Source organism: Caballeronia sp. LZ016, from assembly GCF_031450805.1.
Lineage (GTDB): Bacteria > Pseudomonadota > Gammaproteobacteria > Burkholderiales > Burkholderiaceae > Caballeronia.
Map to the genome: position 1 here is coordinate 66,614 of NZ_JARTVY010000005.1, position 18,560 is coordinate 85,173.

Below are 18,560 nucleotides of genomic sequence, written 5' to 3' on the forward strand. Positions count from 1 at the left end.
TCCCACTCGATAACGACGCCATGAAATCCTTCGCATCCCGTATCAAGCCGCGTCCGTGCGGCATCGTGCTCGGTGCGCTCGTTTCGGCAAGCGCATGGGCGCAGCAAGCACCGCTTCCCGGCACCCAGCAGACGCCGAGCGCCGGCACGCTGTTCAACCAGCAGCCGCGCCCCTCCATCGCCGCGCCGCCGCCCGGTGGCGCGAACGCGCTGCCTGCGCCGCCCGCCGCAGCCACGCCGCCTGTGCCCGAAGGCACGAAGTTCACGCTGAAGGGCGTGCGTTTCGCGGGCAACGAAGTGCTCGGCTCGGACGTGCTGCTGCCGCTCGTCGCGGACCGGATCGGCCAGGAAGTATCGATCGGCGATCTCGACGCGATGGCCGCGCGCATCGCGCAGGCGTATCGCGATCGCGGCTATCCGCTCGCGCAGGTCGTGATTCCGCCGCAGGACGTGACGAGCGGCGAGCTGACCTTCACCGTGCTCGAAGGCAAGATCGGCCGCGTGCGGCTGACGGTTGCGCCCGGTGCGCCGATCAGGGAACCGATGGTGCGCGCGCGGCTCTCGGCGATCGAGCCGGGCAAGCCGCTCAGGCAGGCGGAACTCGAACGCACGATGCTGCTGCTGTCGGACCTGCCCGGCATTCGCGTGAACTCGGCGCTGGAGACAGGCAGCGCGCCCGGCACCGTCGATCTGAACGTGACCGTCGAGCCCGTGCGCCGATGGAACTTCGCGGTCGCCGTCGACGATTACGGCGCTGCGCCCGCTGGCCGCTGGCGGCTCGGCGCGGTCGGGCGGCTCGCATCGCCGTTCGGCATCGGCGACAACCTCGACATCAATCTGCTCGCGGCCGAGCGCGCCGATACGGTCTACGGGCGCATCGGCTACGACGCGCCGATCAACGCCTACGGCACGCGCGCGGGCATCGCGTATTCGCATCTGTACTACTACCTCGGCAAGAACTTCTCGGCGCTGGACGCGCACGGCGATGCGGATGTCGTGACCGCGTCGATCTCGCACCCGCTGATCCGCTCGCGCAGCCAGAACCTGTTACTGCGCGGCGCGCTGGAGTATCGCTCGCTGACGGACAAGATCGGCAGCGTCAGCTTCGAGAATCCGCAGAAGCTGTACGTGGCGAGCGTGGGGCTGTCGTACGAGAGCCGCGACAGCTTTCTCGGCGGCGGCTTCAACAGCGCCGACGTGCAGCTCTCGTTCGCCCACCTGAACATCGACTCGGCGCTTGCCCGGCAGATCGATCAGGGCCCGTTCGGACGCCACGCGCAGGGCAACAGCGTGCGTCTGACGATGCAGGCGAACCGCCTCAATGCGATCACCCCGAAGACCAGCTTTTTCGTCGGCATGTCGGGGCAATGGGCGAACCAGAACCTCGACAGTTCGTCGCGCATCACGCTTGGCGGACCGCGCGCGGTGCGGGCGTACTCGCCGTCGGAGGCGGTCGTCGACGAAGGGCTGATCGGCACGGCCCAGCTTCGCTATGCGGTGATTCCGTCGCTCACGCTGTCCGCATTCTTCGATATCGGCGTCGGACGATACAACGCGCGCGCGATTCCGGGACAAGGCGCGAACACGGTGACGCGCAGCGGCGCGGGCATCGGCGCGTTCTGGAACGGGCCGTACGGCATCACGGTGGACGGCAGCATCGCGTGGCGCACGACCGGCCCCGACACCACCGGCGACGACAAGCTGCCGCGCGTCTACGTTCAGATATCCAAATCGTTCTAGCCAGGAGCGCGCAATGAACGACATCACTTGCCTTCGGGACCGCAGGCATCGCCGGGAATGGCAACGCGCGATCAGGCGGCTCGCGAAGCGCGCCGCGCGCGGCGCCGGGCTGGAAGTGCGCGCGTCGGCGCTTCTGCCGCTTCTCGTGCTGGTCGCCGCGCCCGGCGCATTCGCGCTGCCGGTCGGGGAGAACGTCGTCGCGGGCAATGTCGCGATCAACCGGCCGAATCCGAACGCGATGACGATCACGCAAGGCTCGCAAAAAGGCATCGTGAACTGGAACGGCTTCTCGATCCAGGGCAACGAGCGCGTCGATATCTCGCAGCCGTCGGCGCAGGCGGTGCTGCTCAATCGCGTCGTCGGCAATGACGCAAGCCGCATCGCGGGACAGCTCAATGCGAACGGGCAGGTGTTCCTCGTCAACCCGGCAGGCGTGATGTTCGCGCGTGGCGCGTCGATCAACGTGGGGTCGCTCGTCGCATCGACGCTCGGCATTTCGAACGACGCGTTCCTCGCCGGCAAATACCACTTCGCGCAGCAAGGCGCGGCTGCAGGCAAGGTGACGAACGAAGCCGCCATCAATGCAGCGCCGGGCGGGGCGGTTGCGTTGCTGGGCGCGCAGGTCGACAACAGCGGCCACGTCAGCGCGACGCTCGGCAAGATCGCGCTGGGCGCGGGCAGCGACATCACGCTCGACTTCGCGGGCGACGGCCTCACGATGCTGAAGGTGAACGACAAGGTGGCGAACGCGCTCGTGAACAACGCGGGCGTGCTGCAGGCCGACGGCGGGCAGATCGTGATGTCCGCGCGCGCCGCCGACGAAGCCGCCGCGAGCGTGCTCAACCAGACGGGGACGGTGCGCGCGCGAAGCATCGAGGCGCGCAACGGGCGCATCGTGCTCGATGGCGGGACCTCGGGCGTGACGGATATCGCCGGCACGCTCGACGCCAGCGCGCCGGATGGCGGCGCGGGCGGGCGCATCGACGTGACCGGACATCACCTCGCGGTGAACGACGGCGCGCGCATCGATGCAAGCGGCGCGGCGGGCGGCGGGCGGGTGCGCGTGGGCGGCGGCGCGGCGGGCAAGGAGACGGATATCCGCAACGCGGATGCGCTGTGGATGAGCCCGAGCGCGCAAGTGCGAGCCGATGCGCTCGCCGCGGGCGACGGCGGCAACATCGTCATGTACGGGACGGAGGCGGCGCGCGTCCACGGCATGGTGTCGGCGCAAGGCGGCGCGCAGCGCGGCAATGGCGGCCTCGTGGAAACGTCCGGACGGTATCTCCACACGGACGGCGCGCGGATTCGTCTCGGCGCGCCGATGGGGCACGGCGGCCAATGGCTGCTCGATCCCGCGAACATCGAGATCGTGACCACCGCGCCGTCGACCCTGAGCGCGCCGCAGTCAAGCGCCGATCCCGGCTCGAACACCGTCACGTTCTCGCCCGGCAGCGGCAACAGCTACGTGCTCGCGGACGCCGTCAGCAATCAGTTGAGCGAGGGTGTCTCGGTAACGATCTCGACCAGCGCGGCCGACCCGACGCCCGGCAACGGCGACATCACGATGAACCGTGGCGTCGTCATCACGAAGGCGGGGCCGGCGCCCGTGCCCGACGCGACGCTCACGCTCAGCGCGGCCGGCTCCATCATCCTGTCGGGGCAGATCGGCGGCGATGCCCCGGAAGCCTCGCCTGCCGGACGCCTGAACGTCGTGCTCGACGCGAATCAGAGCCAGGCGGCGGACGGCGTGAACCGCATCGTTTTGTCCGCCGCTTCGATCGGCGCCAACGGCGGCTTCGTGACGATCGGCGTGCCGGCTCCGCTCGCGGGCACCCCCGCCGCCGCGACGGCGTTCGACGGCGCGGCGATAGGCTTGTCAGGCGCGACGATCGATACCACCGTGCTCACCGCGTCGCCGGGAACGGGGACGGGCTCGATCACGATCAACGGACGGGGCGCGCTGACCGTTCCGGTTCCGCCCGACGGCTCGGGCCAGACGCCGGCGCAGTTTCCGACCGGCACGCCGCTCGCCGCCGTCAACATGATCGACTCGACGCTCGCGACGTCCATCGGCGCGATCTCGATCAACGGCGAGAGCGGCGCCGCGACGCCGCTCGCAACGGGCGGCGTGTCGATCATCGGCAATACGCGGATCAGTTCGGCGAGCGGCGCTATCGGCATTCGCGGCGTCGCGCAGACCGTGCCGGCTTCGTCGGCGAGCCTGTCGACGGGCGTGTCGGCGTTCGGCGTCGCGCTCGTTCCGACGACGGGCAGCACCGTACAGGGGCCGAGCGTGCTGTCGGACTCGGGCAGCATCGTCATCGATGGCGCCGCGCCGGACGTGCAGGCATCGACATCGGTCAACGGCGCGGGACTGCGTCTGGAACGCACGACCATCAGCACCGCGAGCGGCGATGTATCGGCGATCGGCCGCGCGCCGGCGTATCCGGCGAGCGTGACAGCCGGGTCGAGCCGCGTCGACGGCGTCGAAGTGGTTGGCGCAACGCTGGCATCGGGCGGGCGGATGCTCGTGCAAGGCACGGTGCAGCCGGGCGCCACGCCGTCGACGGGCGTGCCGGGCGCGGGCGTCACGATCACGGGCAACGGGGATGCGTCGAGTTCGATCACATCGAGCGCGGCGGACGTGCGGATTTTCGGCGGCGGCAACGGACTGCCGGGCGTGTCGCTGCAAGGCGCTGCCGGCGGTGGCAACACGCGGCAAGTCGACGTCCGCGCGGCCAACGGCGACATCGACATACGCGGCTACACGACCGGTCAGCCCAACGACGGCGCGTTCTTCCCCGGCGTGCAGATGAGCAATGCGTCCGTCACCGCCGAGGGCGACGCGCATCAGGTGTCCGTCACCGGAACGGCGCCCGGGTCCGCGCCCGGCATCGCGCTGAACGATGCGGTGATCTCGGCGGGACGCGATCCGGACGCCTATGAAGTCTCCGACACGGGCGGCACGCTCCTGCTGCGCGCGACGAGCGGCGCCGGTGTGCCCATCACGGTCACGACGGTTTCGACCGCGGTGTCGTCGTCGCTATTCGCGCCGGGCGGCAACCTCGTGTTCGTGCCGGGGAGCCTTGCGCCGGACACGTTCGACATCGTCGCCGCCAACGCCGTCCCGATCGATGTCGGCGGGTCGGCCAACGGCTTCACGCTCACGCAGCCGGTGCTCGCGCAGATTTCGCCGAATGTGTCGAACGTGATCGTCGGTTCGTCGACGCATACGGGGCCGATCACGTTGAGCGTCAACGCGCCGACAACCGGCTCGCAGGCGCTCACGCTCGCCAACGGCGGCGAGGGCAGCCAGGGCATCGCGCTGCCGGCCGGCTTTTCCGGCGATACGCTGACCTTGCACTCGGCCGGTACGGTGACGGAAAGCGGCGCGGGCATTCAGGCCTCGACGCTCGATCTGATCGGGCCGGGTGTGTTCGAGCTGGCGACCGCGCCGAATCGGATCGGCTCGGTGAGTTTCTCCGGCACGCGCGACGTGCGGCTCACGAGCGCGGGCGACATCGGCATCGTCGATCCGGCGGGCTATACGTTCGATGGCGCAACGGCGCGCGTGGTGCCGCCGACCGCCGTGGGCGCAACGCTCGGCGGCAGTCTCGACTTGCGCACGACCGATGGCGGCGAAGGCGGCGCGGGCGCGATCGACGCGAGCGTGCCCATCGTCGCGAATGCGGCCGGTCCCGCGACGCTCGCCTTCCATTCGAGCGACGTGCTCAATCTGCGGAACGACATCACGTCGGCAGGCGGGCCGCTCGATATCGTCGCCGATGCGCGCAACGCGATCATCGCGCTCGGCAATGCGGGCGAAGGCGCGGCGTATCGCATCCGCTTGTCGACCAACGGCGGCAACGTCACGATGGGCACGTTCGACGGCGGCCCGACCGGCTTCGATGGCGCGACGCTGCAAATCCGGTCCACGGACATCGACACGCGCGGCGGCGCGGGTGGCGGCAACGTTACGCTGCATGGCGTCGCGCCGCAGCAAGTTTCTTCAGGCGACGGCGGCGGATCGTTCCCGGCCTTCGGCACGCCTTACGGCGTCGATCTGAACGACGCGACGGTTTCGTCGGGCACGGGAAGCATCGCGGTGCAAGGGCAGAGCCTGAATCCGGCAGCGAACGCGGGCGGCGGCGTGATCCTGCGCAACGCGGGCAACGCGGCGGGCGTGACGCCCGGCCCGACGCGGCTCGTTTCATCCGCGACGGACAGCGCGGGCGGCAGCGCCATCCGCGTCTACGGCACGGCGAGCGGCGCGGGTAATCACGGCGTCGCGATGCTCGACAGCGCATCGCTCGAAGCAACGAACGGCGCGGTCGATGTGCGCGGGGCCACGACCGGCGCAACCGCCGATGGCTACGGCGCGTTGCTGTGGTCCGGCTCGATCGCGGCGGCGAACGTGCGCGTCGCCGGGTCGGGGAGTTCGGCCACGCCGGGCATCGGCATCGGCGGGGTGAGTCTGCCGCCGAACGCGGAACCGGGCGCGCCGGGGTTTTTCATCGGCGCGAACGCGGCAGGCGCGGTGATCCTGCGTCCGGCCAACAACGGCTCCGGCAGCAGTCTCGCCGTGCGCAGCGGACCGGCTACCATCGCCGCGCCGGGCGGCACGCTCGCCATCGCGCCGGGGTCGGTCGATCCGTCGAGCTTCGCCGTGCTCGCGCAGGCCAGCATCCCGATCACGCTGTTCGGAACGAGCGCGACACCCGGCCTGTCGATCGATGCCGCGAGCTATCAGGCGTTCTCGCCCGCAATCTCGACGCTCGTGCTCGGTTCGTCGACGCAAAGCGGGCGCATCACGGTCGCGGGCGCGTGCGCGGGCGGCACGGGCTGTGTGCCGCGTCCCGGCGTCGCGACGAATCTCACGCTGCAGAACACCGGCGCGGGAAGCCGGGGCATCGATCTTCCGTCGGGCATTGCGTTGCCCGGCAAGACGCTCGCGCTCGTCTCCTCGGGCCCCGTCACCGATCCGGGCGGCATAGAGGCGCAGACGCTGTTGCTCGGAGGCAGCATCGGCGACTTCGATCTCATCGATGCGGGCAACGACGTCGGCCTGCTCGCGCTCGCCGGCGCGCGCGATGTGCGGTTCTCGAATTCGCACGGTTTCGTCATCGGCACAGCGGGCGCGAACGGCTTCGACGGCGCGACGGGCAATGTCGCCGCCATCGCCGCGCAGCAGCCGAACGTGACGCGCAACCTGACCGCCATCGCGGATACGGGCGCGATCGCGCTCGGCACGCCCGGCGCGCCGGCGAACCTGATCGCAGGCGGCGACATCGACCTGGTGATGCAACAGGGCGTATTCCAGAACGATGCGGGCGGCACGCTCGCCGCCGGCAACGCGTGGCGGGTGTGGACCGCGCGGCGCACGGACGAGAACCGCAACGGCATCGATCCGGGCGGCGCGCTGCCGAACTTCTATGGCTGCGTCTACGGCGGCATCTGCAGCTGGAACGGCCAGCTTTCGCAGAACGTGGTCCCGGCGACCGGCAATCACTTCGTGTATGCACAGCGGCCGAAGGTCACCGTCACGATCGGCAATCAGACCCGCGCTGAAGGCACGCCGAACGGCCCGTTCGCGTTCGATGTGACCGGCCTGCTCGATGGCGATTCGCGCGGCTCGAGCATCGCAGGCGGCCCGCTGCGTTCGCCCGCGACGCCGGGTTCGCCGGCGGGCAAGTATCCGATCGACGGCGCATTCGCGTCGCCTGTGGGATACGAGGTCGTGGTGCAGCCGGGCACGCTCACCGTCACGCCGATGCAGCTTCAGGGCGCGGTCTTCAATCGCAGCGGCCTGCAGCCGCTTTTCACGGCGCAGGAGCAGAGCTTCGTCTACGAGAGCAACCTGGGCGGCATCAACATCTGCGTGGGGACGAACGAGCCGATCCTTGCGCTGCAGCAGGCCGAAGGCGAAGCGGACACACTCGCGGCGGAATGGAAGCGCGTGCGCTCGCGGCCGAATCTCAACAACTGCCTCGTCGTGGACGGCCAGCACGGCTGCGGCGAATTCTGAGCGGGGCCGCGATGATCGATATCGAACCGCTGCTCGCGCCGACCGAATCCATGCCGCCCGCGGGCATCGACCTGGAGTACGACGCGGCGTTTCTCGCCTTCGAAGCGCTCGCCCGCGAAAGCCCCACGCGCCAGTTCGACGCGCCCGCCGAGCCGCCGCCCTGGGCCGACGTGCTCGAACAGGGGCAAGCGCTGCTGGCCCGTTCGAAGGACCTGCGCGTGGCCGTGGCGTGGACGCGGGCGGCGTCGCACGTGCAGGGCCTTGCGGGCTTTCTCGCGGGCATGCGCCTGCTGACGGGCCTGCTCGAACGCTACTGGGACGGTCTTTTTCCGCGACTGGATACTGACGACGACAACGACGCCGCGCTGCGCATCAACGCGCTCGCGCCGCTCGCGGATGCCTATACGCCGTTCGCCGAAGCCGAGACGCTGCTGCACGATTTGCGCGAATGCGAAGTCTGCCGCGTGCATGGCGAGCGGCTGACCGTGCGCGACATGCTGGTCGCGCAGGGCAGGCTCCCGCCGCAGGAAGGCGCGGCAGCGGCGAGCCTGCCGCGCGTCGAGGGCATCCTGGCGGATGCGCTCGCGCACGATCCCGCGCTGCTTGCTCAGGCGCTCGAACTGGCCGACGCCGTGCAGTCGCTCGCCGATTGCATCGCGCGGAAGCTCGGCGCGGAGCGTGCTCCGTCGATGACCGCGCTGACGATGGCCGCACGCCAGATCGCCGCGCAGTGCCGCGCGGTCGCGCCGCCGCTCGATGCGCGCGATGAACCGGCTCCGGTTATCGATGACCCCGCGCCGGCGATCCATCGCGGGGTCGCGAGTCCCGGCGAGATCGCGACGCGCGAGCAGGCGACCGCCGCGCTCGACGCCGTCTGCGCGTTCCTCGAGCGCACCGAGCCGGCGAGCCCCGCGCCGCTTTTGATTCGCCGCGCGCGCGGGCTGATCGGCAAGGACTTTCTCGCGGTGATGCAGGACCTCGCGCCCGACAGCCTCGCGCAGATTCATCTGATCGCGGGAACGAAGCCGCAGTGACGCGTTGAAACGGCGCGCGCGTGAATCGTCTTTCGCACGTCACAGAGCGGGACAACGAGGAGAACGAGATGAGCGGACGCGATTTCCTTCAGCCGGGGCCGATGCAGGTCATCGATGGCGTGCGTATCGGCGAGCTGATCGGATTCAGCGGCGATGGCGCGCGCCCGCTCGTCGTCTATCCGGGGCAGCCGGGCGGCGCGGCGTTGCCCGCGCGGACCATTCCCGATGTGCGCGGCGCGCATATCGGCTGCGAAGTGCTTCTGATGTTCGATGGCGGCGATCCGGTGCGGCCGGTCATCATCGGCTGTCTGCGCGAAGACCGCGCGTGGCCGCTCGATGAAGCGCCCGCGCAGGTCGAAGCCGATGCTGACGGCGAGCGGCTCGTCGTGACCGCGAAGGAGGAGATCGTGTTGCGCTGCGGGCAGGCGAGCATCACGCTGACCAAGGCCGGCAAAGTGCTGATCCGCGGCACATATGTGTCGAGCCGGTCGACGGGTGTGAACCGCATCAAGGGCGGATCGGTGCAGCTCAATTGATCGCTCAACTGATCATCCAGGACGATGGAACTGATCGACGCTACCCGCATGGTCGCGGGCTCCACGATGGGAACGGAGCCGAGCGGACGGGAATCGCTCGTCGTCGTCGTCGTCGTCGTCGTGCTCAGGGGCACGTTTCGCCTGCCCGCGCCGGGTGAGCCGGTGCGTCTCGCCGATGCGCAACTGCCGCTCGTCATGGCCGATACGTTCACGCGGGACGTGCACTGGTTCATGGACCGGCTCTACGTGGCGACGGTCTCGACGCCGTACACGTTGCAAGGACGATACCTCGTGCCCGTCGACTTCGGGGAAGCGGGAACGCCGACCTGCTTCAACTTGTGTTCGGCGGGCGCAACGCTAGGGTCGATCGGCCACGACGATGTCGCCTCGTTCGATGGCGCCGCATGTCGCCGCTACGACTGAAGTCCGCCGTGAACGCCCGCCCGCCCGTCCTCGCCATTCTTCACCAGCACCTCGAAGACGCCGCCTGCCTTCGCAACACGCGCTCGACCCTCGTCCGCGCCCCGCACGTGAAGCTCAGGCACCTCGGCCGTCTCGACGAGCGCATCGCCGCGCACCTCGACGGCATCGCCGTGGCGGGACGCGCGGGTGCGCAAATGAGCATGCAGGCGCTCGATCGTCCCGGCAGGGGCGAGCTCTTCACTGCGGCAGTCGGCTGCATCGAAGCGCACGCCGCCAAGACGTTGCTGCAACTCATCGCGCTGAGCGAGGCAGTGCCCGCCGCGCGATCCGGCCTTCACTCCGCGTTCGGCTGGGTCTCCGCGAGCCGCCTGCAGGAGACTGTCGGCGCGCTGCTGGAAAGCGACGATCCCGCCGCGCAGCGCGCCGGCATCGCGGCGTGCGCGCAACATCGCGTGGACCCGAAGCGTTTCCTCGATGCGGCCATCGCCTCGCAAGACGCCGCCGTGCGCGCACGCGCGTTGCAGTGCGCGGGCGAAACCGGCCGCATCGATCTGCTCGCGTCCTGCATCGCGCATCTGGGCGACGAAGACGCGTCATGCCGCATTCACGCCGCCACAGCCGCGCTGCTGCTCGGCGATCGACGCGCGTCGCTCGACGTGCTACAGGCACTCGCGCTCGCGCATGCCGACGCCGCCGCCGACGCCGCCACCGCCGCGCTCGCGGCGAGCACGCTGCCGCCCGGCGACGCCCACGCGCTGCTGCAACGCATCGCCGCGCAGCGAGACAGCAAGCGCCTTCTGATCCGCACCGTCGCTCATGCAGGCGATCCGCACTACATCCCCTGGCTCATCGAACTCATGCAGGACGACCAGTTCGCGCGCGTCGCTGGCGAGAGCTTCAGCCTCATCACCGGCGCAGACATCGCGTGGCTCGATCTGGATCGCAAGCCGCCCGCGCATTGGCCGTCGGGTCCGAGCGACGACCCGAACGACACCGATGTCGCGATGGACGAGGACGACGGCGCGCCGTGGCCCGACGCGGACAAGATCGCGCAGTGGTGGCGGGCGAACGCATCGCGATTTCAGAGCGGCCAGCGCTATTTATGCGGCGCGCCGCCATCGCGAGCGCATTGCATCGGCGTGCTGAAGGATGGCTATCAGCGACAGCGCATGGCCGCCGCGCGCCACCTGTGCCTGCTCGATCCGGGCGCGCCGCTGTTCAACTGCGCCGCGCCCGCATGGCGGCAGCAACGTCGTCTCGCGATGCTTTAAATCCGCGCACGCTGGATCGTCTTCCTAGCGTGATCTCATGCTCACGCGAAGGAGTCGTCATGGCAACCAGCAGTCAGAAGTTCATCGGCCGCAATCGCGCACCGCGCGTGCAGATCGAATACGACGTCGAGACCTACGGCAGCGAAAAGAAAATCCAGCTTCCGTTCGTGATGGGCGTGATGGCGGATCTGTCGGGCAAGCCGGCCGAGGCCCTTCCGCCCGTCGAACAGCGCAAGTTTCAGGAAATCGACATCGACAATTTCGACAGCCGCATGAAGGCGATGCATCCGCGCGTCGCGTTTCAGGTGCCGAACAGGCTGACGGGCGAGGGCAATCTCAGCGTCGATATCACCTTCGAGAACATGGAAGACTTCTCGCCCGCCGCCGTCGCCCGCAAGGTCGATGCGCTCGCCAGATTGCTCGAGGCCCGCACGCAGCTCGCCAATCTGGTGATTTTCATGGACGGCAAGAACGGCGCGGAAGAACTGATTGCGCGTGTGCTCGACGATCCCGCCTTGCTCAGCACGCTCGCCAAGGCCGCGCCGCCCGCAGCCACGGCAGCGGCCGCCGAATGAGCCCTGACAGGAGACGATCATGTCCGATATTCCGCAAGCCGCTGCGTCGTCAGGCGAAGCGCCGTCCGCCTTGCAGGGCGCGATGCTCGAAGGCGACGATCTCGCCGCGCTGCTGAACCGTGAGTTTCGTCCGAAGAGCGACGAGGCCAAAACTGCCGTACAGATGGCCGTGCAGACGCTTGCGCAGCAGGCGCTCGCGCAGACGCAGATCATTTCCGGCGACGCGATCCGCTCCATTCAGGCGATGATCGCCGAGATCGATGCGAAGCTGACCGATCAGGTCAACGAAGTGATTCATCACCCGGACTTTCAGAAGCTCGAAGGTTCGTGGCGCGGCCTTCATTATCTGATCAACAACACTGAAACCGACGAGATGCTCAAGATTCGCGTGATGAACATTTCGAAGAAGGATCTCGGCAAGACGCTCAAGCGTTTCAAGGGTGTCGCGTGGGACCAGAGCCCGTTGTTCAAGCAGATTTACGAGCACGAGTACGGCCAGCTCGGCGGCGAGCCGTTCGGCGTGCTGATCGGCGATTATTACTTCAACCAGACACCGCCGGATGTCGAGTTGCTTGGCGAGATATCGAAGATCGCGGCGTCGGCGCATGCGCCGTTCATCGCGGCTGCCGATCCGAGTCTCTTGCAGATGGATTCGTGGCAGGAGCTTGCCAATCCGCGCGATCTGACAAAGATATTCGGCACGCCGGAGTATGCGAGCTGGCGTTCGCTGCGTGCGTCCGAGGATTCGCGATACATCGGCCTTGCGATGCCGCGCTTTCTGGCGCGCGTGCCGTATGGCGCGCGGACGGAGCCTGTCGACGAATTCGATTTCGAGGAAGACACCGGGTCGGCGGATCACACGCGTTATACGTGGGCCAATTCGGCTTACGCGATGGCTGTGAACATCAACCGCTCGTTCAAGCTGTATAGCTGGTGCTCGCGTATTCGCGGGGTGGAGTCGGGCGGGGCGGTCGAAGGCTTGCCGGTGCATAGTTTCCCGACCGACGATGGCGGTGTCGACATGAAATGCCCGACTGAGATTGCGATTTCCGACCGGCGCGAAGCGGAATTGGCGAAGAACGGATTCATGCCGCTGATTCATCGCAAGAACTCGGACTTTGCGGCGTTCATCGGGGCGCAGTCGCTGCAAAAGCCGTTCGAGTATGAAGATCCGGATGCGACGGCGAATGCTGCGCTTGCGGCGCGCTTGCCGTATTTGTTTGCTTGCAATCGCTTTGCGCACTATTTGAAGTGCATTGTGCGGGACAAGATCGGGACGTTCAAGGAACGCTCGGACATGGAGAGCTGGCTGAACAAATGGATCACGCAGTATGTGGATGGCGATCCGGCCAATTCATCGGAGCATACCAAGGCGCAGAAGCCGCTCGCTGCGGCGGAAGTCAAGGTGCAGGAAGTGCCGGGAGCGCCCGGGTATTACACTTCGCAGTTCTTTTTGCGGCCGCATTATCAGTTGGAAGGGTTGACGGTTTCATTGCGGCTGGTTTCGCGGTTGCCGTCGGCTAAGCAGGCTGCTTGAAGGTCGTTTTGCGGGGAACTTCTTTTCGTGGCGACATTTGTGAATAAGTTCATCCACTCAGAAACTAATCACTAAAAGCAAAGCAACGACAACGACAACGACAAAATAAAATGCAAAGTCAAGAGCACAGACAGAGAACTAGGGCGAGGGTAGACCACTAGCCAGAAGCCAAAAGCTAGTTTGCATGATTCGCGAGCAAGGATTCTTTGTGGGCTTCTTTGATTGATGCACGTTAGCTTGAGGCTCTGTGGGGCTTGCTTGTCGCGTGGGGCGTATACACGCGGTTGGTGTTAGCGAGCCAAGGGGCTCGGAGGACGTGAGTAGTCAGTGGGCGCGGAAGGTGATTCAAGGCTCTTTACAAGCTGAGTGCCACCGGTTTTCTACGGAGTGACTACACTAATCAGTGCATTGTGCGGTTCGAAGAAAAGCTGCTTTCTTTGGTTACTTTCTTTGCAGCGGCAAAGAAAGTGACCCCCGCCCCGGGGAGGGGCGAGCTAATAGACCGACGCGATATCAAGTTCACCGCAAGAGATCGAAAGAAAGTGAACCCGCCCGCACAAACGGGCGCACCACTAGACCAACACAAACACAAACACAAATCTCAACGAACTACCGTCGTTTCCGGCGAATCCAGAACCCACACCGCGAGAGCGGTGAAATTATCGCGAGCGGCATCGCGAATATGCCCGACCATCGCCTCAAGCCAGGCCGCCGGCGTCCGAGCCCGTCCGATAGCCTCGATCATCACCGCTTCATCGAGATATTCCCAAAACCCATCGGTACAGAGCAAAAACGCATCCCCGTCGGCGACAAAGAAAGCCTCTTCCGACGCAGCAATCGACAAATCCTCCGCCGTCCCGAGCGCAGAGAACAGCACATTGCGTCGCGGATGCCCGCGCACATCCTGCATATCGAGCAAGCGAGCATCGATCATGCTCTGCACGAGACTATGATCCTGCGTCTGCACGACAGTCGCGCCACGCCGGAAACAATAAAGACGCGTATCGCCGCAATGCGCCCACGCCGCCACGCCCGCCGCCTGATCGATGCCCAGCAGCGCCGCCGTCGAGCGCATCTGCGACAGCTCGCGGTCGTGTTCCTGCGCGTCGATGATCGCGTCGTTGGCGCGCAAGAGCACGCGCAGCAGATTGAGGCCAGTGAGCGCGACGCCCGTCGCCGCAACCCGCGTCAACTCCGCGATGACCGTATCGACCGCGATGCGCGATGCCGTATCGCCGCCGCCATGACCGCCCGCGCCATCCGCAACCACGCTCGCGTACAGCGTGCCGTGCCGCCATTCGCCATACGCATCCTCATTGCGGGACCGGCCGCCTACCTCGCTCACGCTCGCGGTTTGCAGTTGCATGTCGATTCTCTCGTCAGCGGCGAGCGCGCCGGTTCAGTGCGTCGATCTGCGCCTCATATGCCGCGACGAACGCGCGGCCGAAAAGCGTATGAAAATCCTCGGTGGCTTCGCGCGAAAGCTGCCCATACATCTCCGTGAAGCAATCCCAGCAGCGCGCGCGGCGGCTCAGTCCCGGCAGCAAGCCATCGAGCATCGAGCGGCCGGAAAGGCGCGCCTCGATGCGCTCAGGCTCGAAGCGCTCGAAGACGCCATCGAGCGCGGCGCGCATGCCCGCCATCATCCCGACCTGATGCGCCCGCAAGTCGGCGTAGGCATCGTCGAGGGCGGCGGCGGGCGGCATGAAGCCGCGCATCGGCGGATTCAGCAAATGCGCCAGCGCCGCCTCCACGTTCGGCGAAAACTTGAGCGGGTTGTTGTCCGCCGCGGCGATGATCGTCGCCTCCGTGCGCATCTCGCGCTTCAGCGCGGCCCGGGCCGCCAGCAGTTCGAGCGTGCCGCGCGTCGCTTCGCGCAACAGCTGGCCGACGAGCTGCAGCAGCGCCGGCGACAAAGCGTCGATACGCACGCCCGGCGCGTCGAGGCCGCGCAGAAAGGCATCGACGAGCGCGCGGTCGTCGGACGGCGGCGCGGCTTGCCTCTGCACAGCGGAGGCAGGGCGCGGCGGCGTGAACGCGCTATGCAGTTCGGACCCGGCATCGGATTGCGTCGCGGGCGGCTCGACCGGACGCACGCCACCCGTCAGGCTCGCGAACGGATCGGCGTCGTGAGCGGTGTTCGGCTGCGAGAGAGGATCGATAAGCGGATCGACAACCGGATCGATCAGCGGACCGGCACGCGCGCCAGCACCGAGATCGAACATCTCGTCGATCGAGCGCTTCGACGCGGGGTCGTCGAACGAGAAGTCGAAGTCGCCGCCGGCTTGCGGCAAGGGCGCGGGCTGCGCGCGCAGCAGTTCGTCGGCGGTCTCGGGTTCCGGCGCAACACGCTCCCGCGGCGCGGCGTCGAAGAGTCCGGCGAACGGATCGTCCGATGACGGTTCGCTGCTCACGGTATCGTCGTCGCCGGACACATCCACGCGCAACCGATAGCCGCCGATCTGCACTTCGTCGCCATGCGCGAGCGGCACGTCCTGCCCCGGATCGAGCGGCGCGCCATTGACGAGCGCCGGGTTGCTGCCGCGATCGATCAGCCGATACCGTCCGTCGCGCCGCACGATCTGCACGTGCAGACGCGATACGGTGCGCTCGGCGTCGTCCAGCACGAGGCGGTTCGCCGCCGCGCGGCCGACGGTCCCGCCATCGGCATCGAAGGTCGCCGCGAGCGGCACGCGCGGCGGCTGTCCGTTATGAAGCGTCACCGTGAGCGTGAGCATGATTCAGTCGAACGCATAGACGAAGTCGTCCGCGCGCGCCGAAAGACGAATGTGCGCGAGCGCGCGGCCTTCCGCGAGGCGCGTCAGATACTCCATCGAGATGCGCGGCAGCACGGTGTTCGTCAGCAGCGCGTCGATCACGCGCCCGCCGGATTCCGCTTCCGTGCAGCGCGACACGATGAGCTTCACCGCGTCGTCGTCGTAATCGAACGGAATGCCGTGATTGTCCGCGACGCGGCGGCGGATGCGCGTGAGCTGCAGGCGCACGATGTCGGCCATCATCGCGTCGGAAAGCGGGTAATAGGGCACCGCGACCAGCCGCCCGAGCAGCGCGGCGGGAAACACGTCGAGAAGCGGTGCGCGCAACGCGCGGGCGAGCGATTCCGGCGCGGGCGGATTCGCCGGATCGCGGCACATCGACATGATGAGCTCCGAGCCGACGTTCGACGTGAGCAGGATGATCGTATTGCGGAAGTCGATCGCGCGGCCCTCGCCGTCCTCCATCCAGCCCTTGTCGAAGACCTGAAAGAAGATCTCGTGCACGTCGGGATGCGCCTTCTCGACTTCGTCGAGCAGCACGACGCTATACGGCCGGCGGCGCACCGCCTCGGTCAGGATGCCGCCCTCGCCATAACCGACGTAGCCGGGCGGCGCGCCCTTCAGCGTCGACACGGTATGCGCCTCCTGAAACTCGCTCATGTTGATGGTGATGACGTTCTGCTCGCCGCCATACAGCGTTTCCGCGAGCGCGAGCGCCGTTTCCGTCTTGCCGACGCCCGACGTTCCCGCGAGCAGGAACACGCCAACCGGCTTGTCCGGATTGTCGAGCCGCGCGCGCGATGTCTGGATGCGCCTTGCGATCATTTCGAGCGCATGACGCTGGCCGATCACGCGGCGGTCGAGCGCATCGGCGAGATTCAGCACGGCGGCAAGCTCGTTCTTCAACATCTTGCCGACCGGGATGCCCGTCCAGTCCGCGACCACGCCGGCGATCACACCCGCATCGACGCTCGGCAGGATGAGCGGGGCATCGCCCTGAAGCTCGGCGAGACGCGCCTTGAGCGTGGCGAGCTTCGCAAGAAGCGCATCGCGTGAGTCCGAGGGCGAATCGACCGCTTCGCCTTTGCCCCGGAGCGTCGCGCGCAGCGACAGCAATTCGCCGACGACGCGCTTCTCTTCCTCCCAGCGCAACTCCAGGCCGCCGAGCGCATCGCGTTCGCGGGCGAGCAGCGCGGCGGCATCGGCGGCGCGCGTGCCGGTATCGACGCCCGCATTCGCTTCCCGCGCGACGATCTGCGCCTCGACTTCGAGCGCCTCGATGCGGCGGCGGCAATCGTCGACCTGCGGCGGCGTGGCGTGCTGGCTGACGGCGACGCGCGCGCACGCCGTATCGACGAGCGATACGGCCTTGTCCGGCAACTGCCGCGCCGGAATATAGCGATGGGACAGCCGCACGGCCGCCTCGATGGCCTCGTCGAGCAACTGCACGCGATGATGCCCTTCGAGCACCGCCGCGACGCCCCGCAGCATCCGCACGGCCTTGTCCTCGTCCGGCTCCTGAACCTGCACGACCTGGAACCGCCGCGTGAGCGCCGGGTCTTTCTCGATGTGCTTCTTGTACTCGGCCCACGTCGTCGCGCCGATGGTGCGCAGGTCGCCGCGTGCAAGCGCGGGCTTCAGCAGATTGGCCGCGTCGCCGGTTCCCGCCGCGCCGCCCGCGCCGACGAGCGTGTGCACTTCGTCGATGAAGAGAATCACCGGCTTCGGGCTCGCCTGCACTTCCTCGACGACCTGCCGCAAACGCTGCTCGAACTCGCCTTTCATGCTCGCGCCCGCCTGCAGCAGGCCGAGATCGAGCGACAGCAGCGCGACTTCGCGCAACGGCGGCGGCACGTCGCCACGCACGAGCCGCTGCGCGAAGCCTTCGACGACAGCCGTCTTGCCGACGCCCGCTTCGCCCGTGAGGAGCGGATTGTTCTGCCGCCGCCGCATGAGGATGTCGACCAGCTGGCGGATTTCGTCGTCGCGGCCGGTGACGGGATCGAGCGCGCCGCGCCGCGCCTTGTCGGTGAGATCGGTCGCGTACCTGCGCAGCGCGTCCTGCGGCGCCGTGCCGCTTCCCGCCGCGTCGGCTGGCGGCGCGAACGTCGGAGCATGCGGCTCGTCCTCGCCGTCTTCGATCGATCCCGCCACGATGCGCGCGAACTCGTCGGACAGATCGTCCGGCTTGATGCGCTCGAATTGCCGCGACATGCCGAAGAGCACGCTGCGCAGTCGCGGCGTCTTCAGCATGCCGACGAGCAGATGCCCCGTGCGAACCTTCGTCGCGCCGAACAGCAGCGCACCGTAGACGAAGCCGCGCTCGATGGCGTCGCTGATGTGTTCCGAGATATCGGAGATGGAGGTCGCGCCGCGCGGCAGGCGATCGAGCGTCGCGGTCATCTCGCGCGAGAGCACGGCGGCATCGATGCCGTAGTGCGCGACGATCCGCTGCCAGTCGGAGTTCGGCGTCTCGACGATCTGCGTGATCCAGTGCGCGAGCTCCACATACGGGTTGCCGCGCATTTTGCAATAGACCCTCGCGCCTTCGACGGTCTTGTAGCCGAGCTTGTTCAGCTTGCCGAACAGCGCGACGCGACTGATTTCCGCCATCGTCCGACTCCTTTTTCATGGAAGCGCGCG

At 67.6% G+C, this 18,560-nt stretch carries 11 protein-coding genes; 8 read left to right on the forward strand and 3 right to left on the reverse strand.

Going from position 1 to position 18,560, the window contains the following annotated elements; translation table 11 throughout:
* Positions 1-20 precede the first annotated feature (20 nt).
* From P9220_RS24155 to tssC, 8 genes are all read left to right on the forward strand, one after another.
* Complete coding sequence (locus P9220_RS24155; protein ID WP_309768334.1) at positions 21-1,739, forward strand: ShlB/FhaC/HecB family hemolysin secretion/activation protein; 1,719 nt, start codon at positions 21-23, stop codon at positions 1,737-1,739.
* Between the two features lie 13 nt (positions 1,740-1,752).
* Entirely contained in the window at positions 1,753-7,764 is a 6,012-nt protein-coding gene (locus P9220_RS24160; RefSeq protein WP_309768335.1) for a filamentous hemagglutinin N-terminal domain-containing protein, read from the forward strand.
* An 11-nt stretch (positions 7,765-7,775) separates the two neighbouring features.
* Positions 7,776-8,798 carry a type VI secretion system protein TssA gene (gene tssA / locus P9220_RS24165; RefSeq protein WP_309768337.1) on the forward strand — a complete coding sequence of 341 codons (1,023 nt, stop codon included), beginning with the start codon at positions 7,776-7,778 and terminating at the stop codon, positions 8,796-8,798.
* A 68-nt stretch (positions 8,799-8,866) separates the two neighbouring features.
* Positions 8,867-9,334 carry a DUF6484 domain-containing protein gene (locus P9220_RS24170; protein ID WP_309768339.1) on the forward strand — a complete coding sequence of 156 codons (468 nt, stop codon included), beginning with the start codon at positions 8,867-8,869 and terminating at the stop codon, positions 9,332-9,334.
* 24 nt (positions 9,335-9,358) lie between these two features.
* Positions 9,359-9,757 carry a hypothetical protein gene (locus P9220_RS24175; protein WP_309768341.1) on the forward strand — a complete coding sequence of 133 codons (399 nt, stop codon included), beginning with the start codon at positions 9,359-9,361 and terminating at the stop codon, positions 9,755-9,757.
* A complete protein-coding gene (locus tag P9220_RS24180) occupies positions 9,739-11,028 on the forward strand; it encodes a TIGR02270 family protein (protein WP_309768343.1) in 1,290 nt (429 codons plus the stop codon). Before P9220_RS24175 ends, P9220_RS24180 begins: the two co-directional genes overlap by 19 nt.
* A 59-nt stretch (positions 11,029-11,087) precedes the next feature.
* Positions 11,088-11,603: a type VI secretion system contractile sheath small subunit gene (tssB, locus tag P9220_RS24185; protein WP_309768344.1), complete on the forward strand. Its 516-nt coding sequence runs from the start codon at positions 11,088-11,090 to the stop codon at positions 11,601-11,603.
* Positions 11,604-11,685: 82 nt separating this feature from the next.
* A complete protein-coding gene (tssC, locus tag P9220_RS24190; protein ID WP_309768919.1) occupies positions 11,686-13,140 on the forward strand; it encodes a type VI secretion system contractile sheath large subunit in 1,455 nt (484 codons plus the stop codon).
* A gap of 601 nt (positions 13,141-13,741) precedes the next feature.
* Here the strand turns inward: tssC and P9220_RS24195 are convergent.
* The 3 genes from P9220_RS24195 to tssH are packed head-to-tail and all read right to left on the reverse strand — an operon-like array spanning position 13,742 to position 18,530.
* On the reverse strand, positions 13,742-14,506 hold the full coding sequence (locus P9220_RS24195) for a protein phosphatase 2C domain-containing protein (RefSeq protein ID WP_309768345.1): 765 nt from the start codon (positions 14,504-14,506) through the stop codon (positions 13,742-13,744).
* A gap of 13 nt (positions 14,507-14,519) precedes the next feature.
* Positions 14,520-15,878: a type VI secretion system-associated FHA domain protein TagH gene (tagH, locus tag P9220_RS24200; protein WP_309768348.1), complete on the reverse strand. Its 1,359-nt coding sequence runs from the start codon at positions 15,876-15,878 to the stop codon at positions 14,520-14,522.
* 3 nt (positions 15,879-15,881) lie between these two features.
* Positions 15,882-18,530 carry a type VI secretion system ATPase TssH gene (gene tssH, locus P9220_RS24205; protein WP_309768350.1) on the reverse strand — a complete coding sequence of 883 codons (2,649 nt, stop codon included), beginning with the start codon at positions 18,528-18,530 and terminating at the stop codon, positions 15,882-15,884.
* Between the last annotated feature and the right edge of the window lie 30 nt (positions 18,531-18,560).

What these genes read in the sequence shown, in the direction of transcription:
- tssC (WP_309768919.1), top strand. Translation starts at nt 11,686, where the DNA reads ATGCTCGAAGGCGACGATCTCGCCGCGCTGCTGAACCGTGAGTTTCGT.
- P9220_RS24175 (WP_309768341.1), top strand. Translation starts at nt 9,359, where the DNA reads ATGGAACTGATCGACGCTACCCGCATGGTCGCGGGCTCCACGATGGGA.
- P9220_RS24160 (WP_309768335.1), top strand. Translation starts at nt 1,753, where the DNA reads ATGAACGACATCACTTGCCTTCGGGACCGCAGGCATCGCCGGGAATGG.
- P9220_RS24155 (WP_309768334.1), top strand. Translation starts at nt 21, where the DNA reads ATGAAATCCTTCGCATCCCGTATCAAGCCGCGTCCGTGCGGCATCGTG.
- P9220_RS24170 (WP_309768339.1), top strand. Translation starts at nt 8,867, where the DNA reads ATGAGCGGACGCGATTTCCTTCAGCCGGGGCCGATGCAGGTCATCGAT.
- tssH (WP_309768350.1), bottom strand. Translation starts at nt 18,530, where the DNA reads ATGGCGGAAATCAGTCGCGTCGCGCTGTTCGGCAAGCTGAACAAGCTC.
- P9220_RS24195 (WP_309768345.1), bottom strand. Translation starts at nt 14,506, where the DNA reads ATGCAACTGCAAACCGCGAGCGTGAGCGAGGTAGGCGGCCGGTCCCGC.
- tssA (WP_309768337.1), top strand. Translation starts at nt 7,776, where the DNA reads ATGATCGATATCGAACCGCTGCTCGCGCCGACCGAATCCATGCCGCCC.
- P9220_RS24180 (WP_309768343.1), top strand. Translation starts at nt 9,739, where the DNA reads ATGTCGCCGCTACGACTGAAGTCCGCCGTGAACGCCCGCCCGCCCGTC.
- tssB (WP_309768344.1), top strand. Translation starts at nt 11,088, where the DNA reads ATGGCAACCAGCAGTCAGAAGTTCATCGGCCGCAATCGCGCACCGCGC.
- tagH (WP_309768348.1), bottom strand. Translation starts at nt 15,878, where the DNA reads ATGCTCACGCTCACGGTGACGCTTCATAACGGACAGCCGCCGCGCGTG.